Below are 15,360 nucleotides of genomic sequence, written 5' to 3' on the forward strand. Positions count from 1 at the left end.
CGATATTGCAGTAGTATGAGCCCGCAAATTACAAATCATTAACAAAAAACCAGAAGCGCTCGAAGGAGAGGTGAATGGAAAGCAAAGTAGTCGTTCCGGCGGAAGGTAAAAAGATCACCCTGCAAAATGGCAAAATCAACGTTCCTAACAACCCGGTGATCCCGTTCATTGAAGGGGACGGTATTGGTGTGGACGTGACCCCTGCCATGATTAAAGTGGTGGATGCTGCCGTGGCAAAAGCCTACAACGGCGAGCGGAAAATTTCCTGGATGGAAATCTACACCGGCGAAAAATCTACCCAAGTTTATGGCCAGGACGTCTGGCTGCCAGAAGAAACTCTGGACCTGATTCGTGACTACCGCGTGGCCATCAAAGGCCCACTGACTACCCCAGTCGGCGGCGGTATTCGCTCCCTGAACGTTGCCCTGCGTCAGCAGCTGGATCTGTACGTTTGCCTGCGCCCGGTACGTTACTACCAGGGTACCCCAAGCCCGGTGAAACAGCCTGAGCTGACCGACATGGTTATCTTCCGTGAGAACTCCGAAGATATCTATGCGGGTATCGAGTGGAAAGCGGACAGCGCTGAAGCGGACAAAGTTATCAAGTTCCTGCGTGATGAAATGGGCGTGAAGAAAATTCGCTTCCCTGAGCACTGCGGGATCGGCATCAAGCCTTGCTCCGAAGAAGGTACCAAACGCCTGGTACGTGCGGCCATTGAATACGCGATCACCAACGACCGTGATTCCGTGACCCTGGTGCACAAAGGCAACATCATGAAGTTCACCGAAGGCGCGTTCAAAGACTGGGGCTACCAGCTGGCTCGCGAAGAGTTCGGCGGCGAGCTGATCGACGGCGGCCCGTGGGTGAAAATCAAGAACCCGAACACCGGCAAAGAGATCGTGGTAAAAGACGTGATCGCCGATGCGTTCCTGCAGCAGATCCTGCTGCGTCCTGCGGAATACGACGTGATCGCCTGTATGAACCTGAACGGCGACTACATTTCTGATGCCCTGGCGGCACAGGTTGGCGGCATCGGTATCGCCCCTGGCGCTAACATCGGCGACGACTGCGCGCTGTTCGAAGCGACCCACGGCACCGCACCTAAGTACGCAGGCCAGGACAAAGTAAACCCAGGCTCCATCATTCTGTCCGCAGAAATGATGCTGCGTCATATGGAATGGTTCGAAGCAGCTGACCTGATCGTTAAGGGTATGGAAGGCGCTATCGAAGCTAAGACCGTGACCTATGACTTCGAGCGTCTGATGGATGGCGCTAAGCTGCTGAAATGCTCCGAGTTTGGCGACGCTATCATTAAACACATGTAATCAGCGCTGCTGGTGATGTGATAACGGGAACCTGATGGTTCCCGTTTTTTATTATGTTTGAATTTGCATCTGCCATAAGATCATTCCACCTGCTAAGAGGGTGATAATTCCCAGCCCTTATCCCCCGCAACCAGCCAATGTGTTAGCTCAATCTGGCTGAGAAATACCTCATCGTGTGACACCACCATCAGGGTGCCCTGGTACTGATTGAGGAAAGATTCCAGCGTATGCAGGGATACAATATCCAGATGATTACTCGGTTCATCGAGCAATAAAAAGCTGGCGGGTGAGTCAGCATAAATTAGCATTGCCAGCGCAGCTTTAAGTTGTTCCCCGCCGCTAAGTTCGCCACAGGGTAATGACGCACGAGATGCATCCAGCCCAAGCTGGGCAAGTTGCATACGCAGATGGGATTCCCCCGCCTGCGAGTTCACTGCCAGAAGTTGCTCAAGTGCCGTTTTTTGCCGATCCAGAATGGACATCTGCTGGTCAAGATAAGCTGTTTTAGCCCTGACCTCTCGATGACCAGACACCGGCAGCAACAGACCCGCTAAGGTTTTTAATAATGTTGATTTACCGCACCCGTTTGAACCGACGACACCGATCCGTTGGCCGCCGTTAATGGTTAGTGTTATCTCGCGAAAAGACGCAGGAACAAAAGGTAAAACGACTTCGTCAAGTGTGGCCACATTCTGCGGTAATGCCTCGAATGTAGAGGTTATATGCATAGCAACAGGCGTTGATACCTCGATTTGCTTAGTGGCTTGCTGCACCTGCTGGCTAAGTAACTCCTGCGCCTGGGTTTGCTGCTTTACCCGTTTTCCTGCTGAAGCCTCACTGCGGCCTTTTTGACGGCCCAGCAGTATTTTTGCCTGATTCGCATTCTTGCCCTGGCGGGTACCCCGAGATCCTCGTTTTTCAAGTCGTTCGCGCTGTTCACGCAATGCCTGCTCTTCACGCTTACGCTCGGTTTTGAGGCGTTCCAGGTTATGCGCAGCGGAGGACGTCTCCTGCGCTTTCATTTGTTGGTAAAAATCATAGTTACCGCCGTAGCTGCGTAAACCAAGCGACGATAGTTCGACTATTCGCTCCATCTGTTGAAGCAACTTCCGGTCATGACTGATGAGCAACAGACCACGGGGCCATTGTTGCAATTGCCGCATCAGCGTCAGTCGGCTGGCGGCATCCAGATGGTTTGTTGGCTCATCAAGGATAAGAAAATCTGCCTCAGATAGCATCGCGCCTGTGAGTGCCACCCGCATGGCTTCTCCGCCACTCAGCAGGTTGATCGCTGATCCTGGCGAAAGGTAACCCAATCCAGCGGACTCCAACTGCGCCTGCAGCCGCTGGCGAAGGTCCCAATTATCACCCACAAGGTCAAAATCTGCCGGGTCGATGCTGCCTGCCTCAATACGATCTAGCGCGGCTAACTGCGTGTCGACTCCCGCAAGCATCGCAACACTATGATAATGGTGCGGTGTCAGATGTTGTGCCAGATATCTGACACGACCTGAGCAACTACGCCGGCCGGAAGTGGGCGCAACCAGGCCTGAAAGAATTTTTGCCAGCAGGCTTTTACCCACGCCATTTCTGCCGACCAGAGCAGTATGTTGATGGTCGAATTGTTCAGTGAGATTTGAGAAAAGGGGTTTGCCATCAGGCAATACAAAAGAAACGCGATCGAGCGTTAGAATAGAATTCGTCATGCGATAACCCTGAAATTAATGCACCAAAACAGCCCCCGAAGGAAACTGCATAAAGGCCGTCAAAGATGACGGTGGGCATTAATTGCGCATTGGACGAATACCTCTAAAGAGACGTGAAAGTGGACGGATTATAAAATTGCCAATTTCCGTCTGTCAAATAACATCCAGCGACCAGCCCACGGTATTAGATACAACGGTCAGCGAGCAATGTCGGTTTGTTAAACCTGACACCACAGATGGAGATGGCGCGGATGTTCATTCTTTTTACGCTTCTTACGAAGCCCGGTTCTTGCCTGGCGCATGCATTTCAGCGTTAGTCTGTTAAGTTTAATGCTGTTATCGGTTGCTTATTACAGGAGTGAACAAGTGAACATCGACTGGCACAGTGCTGTATTAACACGCTCGACTGTCGTGGATAAAAACTACAAAAATACGCAAAACGTCCGCCGTTTCATGGTGGTTGAATGTGGGCCGCACTTTCGATTTGATCGTGAATTTATGGCGTGGATACGAAATGATCACCCAAAAAATTTGGGTGATGTCGTAGATGAGTGGAAGCGCAGGCATTCATTCTAGAGAAAGAACGCCCACGTTTCGCATTGGGAGTCCCTCCGCTCCATGTTTGTCCACATCGTACCCGGCCAGTTGCTAATCTAATCACTCATAAGGCGTTCAGCCTGAATTGCCCGTTTAGCCAGTTTCTTTTGCAGAATAATAACGAGAATTGGGTGCCCTGATGCGGAAATGGCACATAGCCCCAGCAACGTGTTCATATTCTCTGGTGCTATGTCATGAGCGGGTAATAGAAAAGAAGAGAGGAAAAATGCGGCAGTAGTCATCAGATACATTATTGATGTCTGTAGGGAAGCGAATCCTGCTCGTTGCCCGTCATCTGGAAACTGAATAGTAAGCGCCGAAGAGGAAACCAGACGACTGTAAGATGCCCCGAGAAATAAAATAATAAATAACGCCGAATGCGGATAGCCCAGTACGGGGATTAGCAAACTCAGTATAAAAACGAGGGTTGAGCCTGCAGCCAGACTCAAAGCAGAAAAACGTGACGTTAAAGCACCGGTCATTTTGGTAGACAGATACCCGGCAATGCCTCCGGCGAAGAACAGCCAGGGCAACTGCTCCAGTGAAGCACCCAACTGCCGGGTCATTAATGGCACCAGGACTGGGATTATCAGCATCGGGCAAAACTGTACCAGCGCATTGCCCGAAGCGAACAGTAAAGTATCTCTATCGAGAGACAATGTGGGGGATGTGTCGCAGGAGACCGGATCTCGAGGAATAAAGGAGACAATAAGTGGCAAGACTAATAAACACAGGGTACTGATTAACCACAACGCGGCATGCCAGCCATAATGAGCACACAGATATAATATTGTGGGCATGCCTGCAATGCTTACTAGCGAAAATGACGCAATCACCGTTGCCAGCATTTTCCCGCGCAAGTTAGCGGGGGCGTGATTGATCAATATGCTAATCCCCACTCCCATTGTTGTTCCTCCCACCAGGCCCGCACAGAATCGCAATGCCAGCAGAAGGTTAAAACTGGAGGTGAATGTAGTCAAAAGCGTCAGCAGGCCCAGCAGCGCCATATTGGCGAGTAAAAAACGTTTCTTGTTGAAACGACCGATCCAGTAGAAGGCCATAATGCCCGACAGGACGGCCCCGAACGTATACATCCCGGAGACATAGCCTGAGAATGAAATAGGCACTGAGAAATCTGCGGCCATAAAAGCAAAAATAGGGTTAAACATCATGTATTCCAGCGCGTTAGTGAACTGGACAAAAGCCATGATAAGCGCTATCCGCATGAGGGATTTATCGTTAAACGTCTGTGTGACGGGTGGCATAACAGGCAACCTGTGGATGAAAGATGCCCGAGTTTAACTACTATCAATACCGGTGATTAGGTGGTAAAAATGGCACTGATTATTATCATTTATGGGATAGTTGATGCGTCCGGCGCTTGATTTTAATACCCTGAAAGTGTTCATTGCCGTGGTGGAAAGAGAAAGTTTTGTTGGTGCATCAAAAGTGCTTGAGATGCCGACATCCAACGTGAGTCGCTGTATCTCTCAGTTAGAAGAAAAACTGAATCTGCAGCTCATTGAGCGCAGTACCCGGCATATGAAACTCACCCAGGCGGGGCATCTGCTTTATACCCGGGCGAAACCATTGGTTGAGGCGCTTGAGCAGACTGAGACAGAATTAACTTTGCGGCAAATGCAACTCAAGGGTCCACTACGTATCTGTATTCCGAATGAACTGGGGCCTGCATTGCTAGGGGGGATCATTGCCGATTTTGCCTGTCGGCACCCGGACCTGGAAATCAGTTGTGTCACCAATCTGTCCGGGTTTGAATCCCTGCGCGACGATCTGGATTTAGCGATCATTGTTAGCCGAGGCCAGATGGATGACAGCGACTATATTGCCCGCCATCTGTTGACTATCCCTTGTACTGTGGTTGCAGCCCCGTCTCTCATTCAGCGTTATGGTACGCCTGCTCGCATACAGCAATTTGAAGCATTGCCCTGTATTACAACCGTAAGTGCATTGAAAGGAGCGCCCTGGCAGTTCGTCAATAAAAAGGGGGGATTCGAGACTATCAAGGTGAAAGGGCATTATCGGGTAAACAGCGGAGAGATGGCCGGGCGAGCGGCGGTAGCAGGCGTCGGGTTTGCCATTCTGGCGAAACAAGCCTGCCAGCCCTACATTGACGATGGCCGTTTAATCGAAATTGAGTTGGAGCAAACGGCAGCCCCGCTGCAGCTGTATGCGCTCTATTCCGACCGGCGTTATTTGCCCGGTAAAATAAGAGCGTTGATTGATTTTATGCATCAGGAATTGAGTCGTAGATCCTGAGTAATTTAGGAGGATATTACTCAGGGGGGATATTTACCAACAGCAATAAAAATTTTTAATTATCTACGTAAAAGCTTATTTTTAATGAGGAATTTTATTCTATTAAGCTGACAATATTCTCTGAGGAAGTAGAGTTTTATTCTCTTACTGATTCTTTCATTCTTGCTGAAAGGTAAGGTCAGTGATTTTATTTTCTTGATCTGATCGGCATCAAAGAAACAATAACCATGCACATTCGTACTGATCCTTCTTAATAGGCCGTATGTGGAGTGTACGGCAGGGGCCAGAATGTTCGCTGCATCTGGATCACTTTTATCAAGTATTTCTCTAAATGTAGCCAGTGCAAAGATAACATCATCGATATCTTTTCTTGTTGGTGTGTTTGTTATGCTGCCCTCTCTTACTCGGTAAAGAAGTAGTTCATCCGTAAGGCTATAGATGCTTTTCACTTCATTGTAAATTAAAGGTGTTGTGGCAACGTCCTCATAGTTCCGACCGACAGGATAATGTACTTTATTAAATAACTCTCTTTTATAAACCCTGGACCATGGGAACCATTCGTTTCGCTGGAAAACATCACGCAGATCTAGCAGGGATTTTATGTCTAAAAATCCCATTCTGGTGACCATTACAACAGGTGTGCGTATGTTATGATTTCCATGATAAAAACGGTTTGCATTAAACTCAATTAAATCAACACTCTTGCTCTCTAGTATGGGTTTTATTTTTCCCCAAAATGTATTCTCCCAAAGATCGTCTCCATCAAGTAATGCTAAATAATGTCCCACTGCCATATTGATGCCAGCGTTCCTGGCTGCTGAGATGCCCTGGTTTTGTTGCGAGATAACCTTAATCTCTCTTGCTGTGTGGTTTTTTATAAAAAACTCTATTTTTTCGAGGGAACGATCTGTAGAGCCATCATTGACGATAATGATCTCGACGCGATCGTCTATTTGTGCATATACGGAGCTTAAGCACTCATAGATGTAATCCTCACAGTTATAGCAAGGAATGATGACGCTTAATAAAAAATTTGAAACCATTAACGTTACCCTGTTTTTATATAATGTATTAATTATCCTAAAAAACCAGACGCTTCATCTCAAAGCGTTAGAGATTTTATCAGTAGCGAAATGGGATAGAAAGCTGAAACTGGCTGCACACAGATACGCTCCTCGCCTCATGGCGAAGTTCAGCTAAGCATGGAATTCTACGGAATTGTATCAGTAAACGGGCATTAAGCTTTCATCACCGTGATGCCTTTTGCTTCCATACTGTTGACCCAATTCTCATCGGTATCGCTGTCAATCACGACCGTGTTGATTAAGCCCAGGTCGCCGATTACGAATGATGAAGCGGTGTTGATCTTTTCCGGTGACGCCAGCACGACGGTTTCTGCGGCTCTGCCGGAAAATGCACGTTTTATGCATGCTTCTTCGTAATCACCCGTGGTTAACCCTGCTTCGGGATGCACGCCGGTCACACCCATGAAGAAAATATCCGCATGAATGTTGCTGATGCCTTCAATCGCCGCCGCCCCGACGGTGACAATGGAGTGCTTGTAGAGGCGGCCGCCAATCAAAATCACCTCAATGAAAGGCTTATCAATAAGCCCCAAAGCGACACTGGGGCTGTGGGTCACCACCGTGATACGCAGGTCATCGGCGAGGCAGGCAATAAGTTCGGATGTGGTTGTTCCCCCGTCAATCATTACCACCTGGCCTGAGGAAATCAGTTCGGCTCCCTTTCTGGCAATCTTAACTTTAGCATCAGTTTTTAATGACTTACGCTCAGAAAAAGTGGCCACTGCAGAAGAAGAGGGCAAGGCGCCGCCGTGAACACGTTGCAAGTGGCCTTCTGCGGCAAGCTCGCGTAGGTCCCGGCGGATAGTGTCCTCTGAAACGTTAAATCGTCCACTCAGAGTTTTTGAGAGAACCTGACCTTCGACATGAAGTTGCTCCAGAATGAGCTGTTTACGTTGGTGAGTGAGCATAGGGTAGTCCTTGAAAATGCATGTTCATGCATGTTATTGCACGATTGATCTTGAATTGGCACGATGATGCTGTTTATGATGCGAACACTACGTAAACAGGAGTGAACATGCAACCCAAACGTGCAGAAGTACGGATCGTCGAGGACAGGATATTGTCCGATGACTGGTATTCGCTTAAAAAATATACCTTTGATATTCAGCGCAGAAACGGCGACTGGCAGCGGCTGAGCCGCGAAGTTTACGATCGGGGTAATGGGGCTACCATCCTGCTTTATAACCGTGACAGGAAAACCGTCATCTTAACGCGTCAGTTTCGTTTTCCGGTCTTCATGAACGGTCACGATGGTTATCTGATCGAAACGGCCGCAGGGCTGCTCGACAATATGGATCCAGAAAACCGCATAAAAGCGGAAGTTGAAGAAGAAACTGGCTTTCGAGTTTCCAGCGTGCAGAAGGTTTTCGAAGCTTACATGAGCCCGGGGTCGGTAACGGAGAAACTCTATTTTTACATCGCTGAATATCATGCTGGTGACAAGGCTGGCGTGGGCGGCGGAATAGAAGCTGAAGGTGAAGATATCGAAGTGTTAGAGCTGACCATCGATGCTGCCCTGGGCGCCGTTGAACGTGGCCTGATCGTCGATGGTAAAACCATTATGTTGCTTTATCACGTTGCTCTGAAAAGTATTCTGTGAGGCTCTCAGCATGAAACAACTCATTCTTATCGCCGGCCCCTACCGCAGCGGTACTGACGGGAAACCAGATCTTATCGAGGCCAATCTTGCCCGGCTGGAAAATGCCGCGCTAAAGGTATACCAGCGGGGGCACATTCCCGTCATTGGCGAATGGCTGGCGCTGCCCCTGGCTAAAGCCGCAGGTTCTAAAGCTATTGATGATGAAATTGCGGAATCTATGTTTTACCCGGTTGCGCATCGGCTGATCGCAAAATGTGATGCCATATATCGCATTGAAGGCGAGTCTAAAGGGGCCGATATGGATATCGACGTTGCACGCAAGTATGGGCTGGCTGTTTATTTCCGCCTGGAAGACATCCCGCAGGCATGATTTTGGCGTTCAGTTGCCTGCCAGTGTGCAGGCAACTGGCGGCGTCTTCAATGAACAGTATATTCAATCATGAAAACAACATTTGCCCTTAAACATACTTGAGATGTGAATCATCTGTGGCCGGGAATAAGCGTTAAATCAGGTCCCGATATAAATCGCTTTAGTTTTAAACCCGTTATATTTTCCCTGACCCTGATTGATATTTGCTAGTCCTTCTGCTTATAAATTCCGGTGTTTTTATAGGGTTAAATCTTGCCCGAGGACGACCCACCGGCATTAATTAAACGGACATCCGGATGCTTTTCACTCGCCGCTTCATGGTAAATATCCCCGAGCCAGCCGGAGAGTTCCTGCTCCGTTAGCCATGGTGGAATAACCACGTCATAAATCCTGGAATATTTACCCTCATTAGGATCGACGCGATAAAGCAGCCATTGTTCACTGACTTTCTTTATGCCCAAACGCCTGCCAAAGACATCAAAGTGCAGCATACTTCCCCCTGGAGTGCCCATATATTTATTAATGATAATCGTTGCCGGGCATGTTGCACAGGCCAATATTTAGTCGGCATTTCTCCTCTTGTAAAATTCAGACATAAAAAATCCGCGAAATGTTACAGAGTTGTATCAATGAGTTATTTGCCGACGTTACAAAAGGGCGGGGTATTAGGAAAAGATCCCAGTTTTGTCTGAGTTCTCTTGTGCTAGTTTAGAAAGACAGGGAATTTGATTTATGGAGTGAGTATGGACAAGCACGTCTTCGAGGAGCTTCATCCTGAAACGCTGCAGGTGATCGGGGCGGCTGTCGTGCAGCTGCTGGCGCGTAAAGAGGCGTTATCGCGGGAGTCGATAGCCGACATGATACATAAGCTCTATGCCAATGGCCTGGATGATATGTCAGTACAGAGGGCGGTTGATGTCCTGATTCTGGGGTAAGCCGGCGTTCAGGGCCGTCTTTTAGTACGCTATTTTTCTACTGCTTTGGTCAGCAATGTTCAGTTTTAAACTGATTGTCCTAAAGTGGCATGAAGATGTTAAAATTGCATTTGATTATCATTATCATAAAAGGGATTGTTTATGAATAAGACGCTTATCATCTGCACTATGTTATTGACCACCCACGCTTATGCCGCGAATAAACCCGCTTCTGAGCTGGTCTGGAGTGAAGCTGAAGAAGAGCCAGGCTGCCACGGCAATATCTGCGTGAGCAACGAAAAGAATCAGCCTATCAACATGTATGGCAAACTTGATAAAGGTGACCAAAAGCTGCTGTCCGATCCTTATTCTAAATACGATCGTGATAACAGCAACAGTACCGCCCGGGCTGGCGTTACGTTTAAATGGGATGATTAACATAAAGGCGCTGAGAGGCGCCTTTTTTGATCGTGGCAAGTACTCCGGCGTATTTACGGTGGCCCAGGGAAGGCCTCAACATATTTAATGGTGAAGTCAGGGAACGAATCCACTATCTGAATTTTATAATCCGGGAAAGAATCGACTATTTGCCATTGCCCGGGGGAATCCGCAAAAGCATCGACTTTCTGAACATCCAGGTCTTCAAAAGCATCGACAACCTGCACTTTATAGTCCGGAAACGAATCGACAATTTGGATTTTGCCGTAAATTTGTGAGACATCCACAGCCAATACTGCGGAGGAAGAAAGTGCGGCCACGGTCACCAAAATCACTCCTGATAATCTCATCTCTGGCGTCCTGGTTTATTATTTACTAGTGGATAGCATAGCCGTTTTTCTCCTCTCAGGTTATAAATTCGTGACTTAAATGCTACTGTAAGATCAAACAGATAAGCCGGAGGCGAGATGGATAAAAAAACAAAAGATGACCTGTTGTATCAGGAGATGTGCCGCGTGGTGGGCAAGGTGGTACTGGAGATGCGGGATCTTGGGCAGGAGCCTAAACATATCGTGATTGCCGGCGTGGTCAGAACCATGCTGGCTAATCACAAAATCAAACGTTCCCCGCTGACCAGCGAAGCGATGGAGCACGTGATAGAGGCGCTTGGCTATGAAGTTTAGCTGGCGTCTGGCGACTCAATAACCCCCTCAGGAATCATCTATGATTGCCAGTATTCTTATCGGCCTGGTGGCTGTGATTCACCTTTATATTCTGGTGCTGGAAATGGTGCTATGGGATAAACCTGCGGGGCGAAAGGCTTTTGGTTTGTCCCCTGAGTTCGCTCAACAATCGAAAACCCTGGCTGCCAATCAGGGGCTGTACAACGGTTTTTTAGCAGCGGGATTAATTTATGGACTTCTGGCGGCGAGTAGCAGCTATGAGTTTAAACTGTTTTTCCTAATTTGCGTGCTGGTTGCTGGCTTATTTGGTGGTTTAACGGCCAGTAAGAAAATACTTTATGTACAGGCGGCTCCTGCGGCATTGGCATTGATTGCATTATTCGCGGGAATATAATCGAAAAAACCCGGCAAACGCCGGGTCACCATAAGGCTATCATCATTAATATAATTGGTGAACGACCGGATCGTTTTTTGAGTGGTTCCGGCCCCTCCAGCGGAGGAGAAATATAGGCATATTTCGATAGCGGAATGAGGGTTCATCAAGCTACCGAAGGCAAGAAATTATCCTGAGTTGTTATGGTTGGCAAGTGCCGCATGATATTTTTTTCAACGTTGAGTTATGAAACTAAATTTTCCAGAATTATCGCGCTGAACAAAGCTCTGGGATTCGTCTACGCTTTAAAGGTAAGGCGTTTTTTTAGCATGGACTAATCTAATTTATCAGGAGTTTATATGGGATTTTGGCGAGTCGTTTTCACAATTATTCTGCCACCATTGGGCGTGCTTATCGGTAAAGGTTTTGGTTGGGCCTTCATCCTCAATATCATCCTCACCCTGCTGGGCTACTTCCCCGGCCTGATTCACGCGTTCTGGGTTCAGACCCGGGATTGATCTGTTTGGCCTCTGTTGTGCCCCTCGTCCGAGAAAAAATGACCGCTTTGGCCACTCATCTCCAGCCCACTGTTGTGGGCTTTTTATTTCCTGTAAATTAAAAAGAGTTCCTGATTACCCAGAAATAACGGTTCTGTTTATCGTTTATTAAGGTTTTCTTAATATTCCCGACATCAATAAATAGTGAAAATAATCCCGTCTGAAATTAATTTTTTCTTTTTATTTTTCTTTTAAAACAAGGATGTACAAACCGTTACACGAAAGTGCTGGGCATTATGTAAGGGTAATCCGCTTTATTGAGGAAACGTTTATTTTTACCATCTTACTATGCTCGTGTTTTCACTCCTGAGGTTATAATAATGAGTCAACTTTTGATTACCGGTGCGACAGGTTTCCTGGGCGGCGCGGTTTTAGCCCGATCCCTTTCTGAATCCTCTTTCAATACAGTATTGCTATTGGTGCGAGCGAACTCTCCTCAGGAGGGCGTGGCCAGAATCAGAAACAACCTTGCTAATTTTGGTTGTACTGAAGCACAACTGGCGCAAATTAACCCGGAAAATATATTGCTGGGTGATTTAGCCGAGCCTGAACATTTTCTGGATGATGAAAGACTGTCCAGCGTCACTCACGTTATTAACTGCGCCGCGGTGGCATCGTTTGGCGAGAACGCGCTGATCTGGAAAGTTAACGTGGAAGGCACTCTGCAGTTTGCTCGCCGCATGTCCCAGGTGAAGGGCCTGCAGCGTTTCCTGCATGTCGGCACCGCGATGTCCTGTGTACCAGATGCGGGTACGCTGGTGACTGAAAGTATGTCGAGCAAGCCGGAAGAAGAGCACCTGGTGCAGTACACTTGGTCTAAATCCACCATCGAACGCATGATGTCCGAGCAATTCCCGCAGCTGCCGCTGGTTATCGCTCGTCCGTCCATCGTGGTTGGCCACAGCGAGCAGGGCTGCCGCCCGTCCAGCAGCATCTTCTGGGTCTTCCGCATGGTGCTGATGCTCGGGAAATTCATGTGCTCCCTGGATGACAAAATCGACGTTATTCCGGTGGACTATTGCGCAGAAGCGCTGCTGCTGCTGGCGAAGAGCGATTCTCTGAAAGAGAAGATCTACCACATCTCCGCCGGGGACGTGAGCAGCATCCGCTTTGCTGACATCGATGAAGCGATGTCCAGCGCGCTGAACCAGACGCCGATCTTCTCCAATTATGAGCAGGTGGATTACAGCGAACTGGTGAAAAGCCGCAGAAGCTTCAAATCCATTTACGGACCGTGCAATGAGCGCTTAATGCTGCGCGCGATGCGTCTGTACGGGGAGTTCTCTATGCTGAACGTCCGTTTCTCTAACGAGAAGCTGCTGGATTTAGGCATGTCGCCGCCGCCGCGCTTTGTGGATTACATCAGCCGCTGCGTGGAAACCACCCGGGATTATTCTATTCCCGAGCTGATGAAGGTCGACTTCAAATAATAAAAAAGGGAGCACAGGCTCCCTTTTCAGTTTTTGCATTTTATTAAAGGGAGCGTTTGCTCCCTTTTAACGTTTAGAGAATCACCACTTCATTTCGCCGGTATTCACTTTGGCGCTCATCTCCAGCGAACTTTCATCGGCCAGACCCGGATATTTTTGCTTCATTTCAGCGATGACCGGGGCGCTTTTACCTTTCTTCAGCGCCAGCTCAAAGTCGGCTAAATAGTCGCCGGTAAAGACCACCGGGGCCGCGCCTGGTTTGACTTCGCCAATGTAGTGGCCCGGGATCACGCGTTTCGGCTTCAGGGCCGCCATTTCATCCAGCACGTCGCGCCATTCCTGACGAGCTGCTTTGGTCTGAGAATCGGCAGTCCAGACGTGAATGCCGGAGCTGACGCCCACGCCACCGAGAATGGTTTTATTGGCCGGGATCCACAGATACGCCGCGTGAGAAGCAGGCTGGCGCAGCTCAATTTTTTCGCCGTCGACGGTAAAGGTTGTCTCATGCGTCACCTGCGGCACGAACACTTCTTTTGGCGCGCCGTCTTTCAGAATCGGACCCCAGTATTTGAGCTTCTCTGCTTTGGTTTTGTTGATATGGTCGACGACCAGAGGCGTGGCTTCAATTTTTACCTGTGGATACGCCTTAACAATGGGCTCGAGGCCGAAGTAATAATCCGGGTCACCGGCGGTGATAAGCACGCGGGTCAGCTTTTTGCCGCTGTGCTGAATCATTTTCACCAGCGCTTCACCATCTTTAACGCTGAACTGGGCATCGACCAGCGTGGCTTCTGTTGGGCCGCTAATCAGCGTAGAGGTGACCGGGAAAACGCCTTTGTCCTGCGGGTTGTAGACGTCGAGCGTCAACGGGGCAGCAAAGCTTGCGCTGGAGAACAAAAGGGTGGCCGCGGCCAGGGTCTGTGTCTTCATCTTTTTCTATCCTGATTAACTAAATCAATGGGCCCGTTTGGGAATGAGAAACAGTGTAAATTGCATTTTGTGAATCGTAATGGCCTTATTCAGGTAAGATGAGTTTCATGAATCGAACAGATGGGCGAAAGAATGGACAGGATCATTGCTGCAAAAGTCTATACCCGCATTTGTGAACTGGGTAGCCTGAGCGCGGCGGCTCGGGCGTTAAATATGTCCCGGCCAATGGTGAGCCGTTATCTCGAGCAAATGGAACACTGGGCGGGAGAACGGCTGCTGCATCGTTCCTCCCGCAAGCTGACGCTAACGCCGACCGGTGAGCGGGTGCTGCAGCAAACCCGGGCGCTCAACGAGGTGGCGGAAAGTATTGCGGCGCAGAAGCAGCAGGATCTGCCTTCGGGGACTCTGCGGGTGGCCTGTTCCCAGTTTGGCGCCCGGTATTACATCGTGCCTTTCTTGTCTGATTTCCTGCGCGACTACCCGGATGTGAGAGTCGAGTTGCACGTCAGCAGCCAGGCGGTGAATATGATTGAGGAGCGTATCGATTTGGCTATTCGCATCACCAACGATCTCGACCCTAATATTATCGCCCGCCGCCTGGGGGAATGTGACTCCCGGCTTTATGCCTCGCCTTCCTACATTGAGAAAAGAGGGATGCCGCGCACGCCGGGCGATCTCGAGCATCACAATTGCCTGCAATATAGCTATTTCCTGCGCAACATCTGGCAAATGGTGGATGAAAACGGCGACCCGCTGAACGTGGAGGTGAGCGGCAACTTCAGTGCTAATGACTCCGTGGTGCTGATGGACGCGGTCGCGGACGGTGTGGGGATTGCGATGCTGCCGGTTCAGGATGCTCAGCCACGGTTTGAGAGTGGGGAACTGGTCAAAGTGCTTGAAGCTTATCCGCCGCGCTCGATGGGGATCTACGGTATTTACCGGAGCCGAAGCTATCTGCCCGCTGCACTGAGGCTGTTCCTGACGGCGCTGTCGGACCGGCTTGCAAAATAAATTAAGAAAAACCTTAGTTACGGGTGGCCATGCCGTTTACTTTTTGCTCCAGGAATGTTCTGAT

Annotated in this window: 19 protein-coding genes; 12 read left to right on the forward strand and 7 right to left on the reverse strand. The window is 49.0% G+C overall.

Annotated features, from left to right (window positions below; genetic code table 11):
• The first annotated feature begins 74 nt into the window (after positions 1-74).
• On the forward strand, positions 75-1,325 hold the full coding sequence (gene icd, locus LH23_RS13775) for an NADP-dependent isocitrate dehydrogenase (RefSeq protein WP_039292075.1): 1,251 nt from the start codon (positions 75-77) through the stop codon (positions 1,323-1,325).
• Between the two features lie 92 nt (positions 1,326-1,417).
• Here the strand turns inward: icd and LH23_RS13780 are convergent, their stop codons facing one another.
• Complete coding sequence (locus LH23_RS13780; RefSeq protein ID WP_039292077.1) at positions 1,418-3,031, reverse strand: ABC-F family ATP-binding cassette domain-containing protein; 1,614 nt, start codon at positions 3,029-3,031, stop codon at positions 1,418-1,420.
• A 366-nt stretch (positions 3,032-3,397) separates the two neighbouring features.
• Here LH23_RS13780 and LH23_RS23480 point away from each other — a divergent pair, with 366 nt between their 5' ends.
• Positions 3,398-3,607, forward strand: a complete 210-nt coding sequence (locus LH23_RS23480; RefSeq protein WP_071842727.1) for a DUF6434 domain-containing protein — start codon at positions 3,398-3,400, stop codon at positions 3,605-3,607.
• A gap of 77 nt (positions 3,608-3,684) precedes the next feature.
• Here LH23_RS23480 and LH23_RS13785 read toward each other — a convergent pair whose 3' ends face one another.
• A complete protein-coding gene (locus LH23_RS13785) occupies positions 3,685-4,893 on the reverse strand; it encodes an MFS transporter (RefSeq protein WP_039292080.1) in 1,209 nt (402 codons plus the stop codon).
• 103 nt (positions 4,894-4,996) lie between these two features.
• Between LH23_RS13785 and LH23_RS13790 the strand changes: the two genes are divergently transcribed.
• A complete protein-coding gene (locus tag LH23_RS13790) occupies positions 4,997-5,905 on the forward strand; it encodes a LysR family transcriptional regulator (RefSeq protein ID WP_039292082.1) in 909 nt (302 codons plus the stop codon).
• Positions 5,906-5,964: 59 nt separating this feature from the next.
• Here the strand turns inward: LH23_RS13790 and LH23_RS13795 are convergent, their stop codons facing one another.
• The gene (locus tag LH23_RS13795) at positions 5,965-6,948 is read right to left on the reverse strand and encodes a glycosyltransferase family 2 protein (RefSeq protein WP_052050228.1); all 984 of its coding nucleotides are present in this window, start codon (positions 6,946-6,948) and stop codon (positions 5,965-5,967) included.
• Positions 6,949-7,142: 194 nt separating this feature from the next.
• On the reverse strand, positions 7,143-7,898 hold the full coding sequence (locus LH23_RS13805) for a DeoR/GlpR family DNA-binding transcription regulator (protein ID WP_039292088.1): 756 nt from the start codon (positions 7,896-7,898) through the stop codon (positions 7,143-7,145).
• 107 nt (positions 7,899-8,005) lie between these two features.
• Between LH23_RS13805 and LH23_RS13810 the strand changes: the two genes are divergently transcribed.
• Positions 8,006-8,590: a GDP-mannose pyrophosphatase gene (locus LH23_RS13810; protein WP_039292091.1), complete on the forward strand. Its 585-nt coding sequence runs from the start codon at positions 8,006-8,008 to the stop codon at positions 8,588-8,590.
• 10 nt (positions 8,591-8,600) lie between these two features.
• Positions 8,601-8,960 carry a DUF4406 domain-containing protein gene (locus LH23_RS13815; RefSeq protein WP_039292093.1) on the forward strand — a complete coding sequence of 120 codons (360 nt, stop codon included), beginning with the start codon at positions 8,601-8,603 and terminating at the stop codon, positions 8,958-8,960.
• A 245-nt stretch (positions 8,961-9,205) separates the two neighbouring features.
• On the opposite strand, the gene LH23_RS13820 is transcribed toward LH23_RS13815, so the two are convergent.
• Positions 9,206-9,451: a DUF7661 family protein gene (locus tag LH23_RS13820; protein ID WP_039292096.1), complete on the reverse strand. Its 246-nt coding sequence runs from the start codon at positions 9,449-9,451 to the stop codon at positions 9,206-9,208.
• A 252-nt stretch (positions 9,452-9,703) separates the two neighbouring features.
• Here LH23_RS13820 and LH23_RS13825 point away from each other — a divergent pair, with 252 nt between their 5' ends.
• Positions 9,704-9,895 (forward strand): hypothetical protein, encoded by a 192-nt coding sequence (locus tag LH23_RS13825; RefSeq protein WP_039292099.1) that lies wholly within the window; start codon positions 9,704-9,706, stop codon positions 9,893-9,895.
• Positions 9,896-10,036: 141 nt separating this feature from the next.
• Positions 10,037-10,312 (forward strand): hypothetical protein, encoded by a 276-nt coding sequence (locus LH23_RS13830; protein WP_039292102.1) that lies wholly within the window; start codon positions 10,037-10,039, stop codon positions 10,310-10,312.
• A gap of 53 nt (positions 10,313-10,365) precedes the next feature.
• Here the strand turns inward: LH23_RS13830 and LH23_RS13835 are convergent, their stop codons facing one another.
• Positions 10,366-10,662, reverse strand: coding sequence for a hypothetical protein (locus tag LH23_RS13835; protein ID WP_039292104.1), 297 nt, complete (start codon positions 10,660-10,662; stop codon positions 10,366-10,368).
• Positions 10,663-10,779: 117 nt separating this feature from the next.
• Here LH23_RS13835 and fumD point away from each other — a divergent pair, with 117 nt between their 5' ends.
• The 4 genes from fumD (at position 10,780) to LH23_RS13855 (ending at position 13,355) form a co-directional block, all read left to right on the forward strand.
• Complete coding sequence (fumD, locus tag LH23_RS13840) at positions 10,780-10,995, forward strand: fumarate hydratase FumD (protein ID WP_039292106.1); 216 nt, start codon at positions 10,780-10,782, stop codon at positions 10,993-10,995.
• Between the two features lie 40 nt (positions 10,996-11,035).
• A complete protein-coding gene (locus LH23_RS13845; RefSeq protein ID WP_197062484.1) occupies positions 11,036-11,389 on the forward strand; it encodes a DUF1304 domain-containing protein in 354 nt (117 codons plus the stop codon).
• Positions 11,390-11,727: 338 nt separating this feature from the next.
• Positions 11,728-11,886, forward strand: coding sequence for a YqaE/Pmp3 family membrane protein (locus tag LH23_RS23485; protein WP_008456722.1), 159 nt, complete (start codon positions 11,728-11,730; stop codon positions 11,884-11,886).
• Positions 11,887-12,245: 359 nt separating this feature from the next.
• A complete protein-coding gene (locus LH23_RS13855; RefSeq protein WP_008456721.1) occupies positions 12,246-13,355 on the forward strand; it encodes an SDR family oxidoreductase in 1,110 nt (369 codons plus the stop codon).
• Positions 13,356-13,436: 81 nt separating this feature from the next.
• Here the strand turns inward: LH23_RS13855 and LH23_RS13860 are convergent, their stop codons facing one another.
• Positions 13,437-14,285 carry a Vmh family MBL fold metallo-hydrolase gene (locus tag LH23_RS13860; protein WP_039292110.1) on the reverse strand — a complete coding sequence of 283 codons (849 nt, stop codon included), beginning with the start codon at positions 14,283-14,285 and terminating at the stop codon, positions 13,437-13,439.
• Between the two features lie 132 nt (positions 14,286-14,417).
• Here LH23_RS13860 and LH23_RS13865 point away from each other — a divergent pair, with 132 nt between their 5' ends.
• Positions 14,418-15,296: a LysR family transcriptional regulator gene (locus LH23_RS13865; RefSeq protein WP_039296679.1), complete on the forward strand. Its 879-nt coding sequence runs from the start codon at positions 14,418-14,420 to the stop codon at positions 15,294-15,296.
• Positions 15,297-15,360 lie beyond the last annotated feature (64 nt).

It is taken from the genome of Cedecea neteri, from assembly GCF_000758305.1.
Lineage (GTDB): Bacteria > Pseudomonadota > Gammaproteobacteria > Enterobacterales > Enterobacteriaceae > Cedecea > Cedecea neteri_C.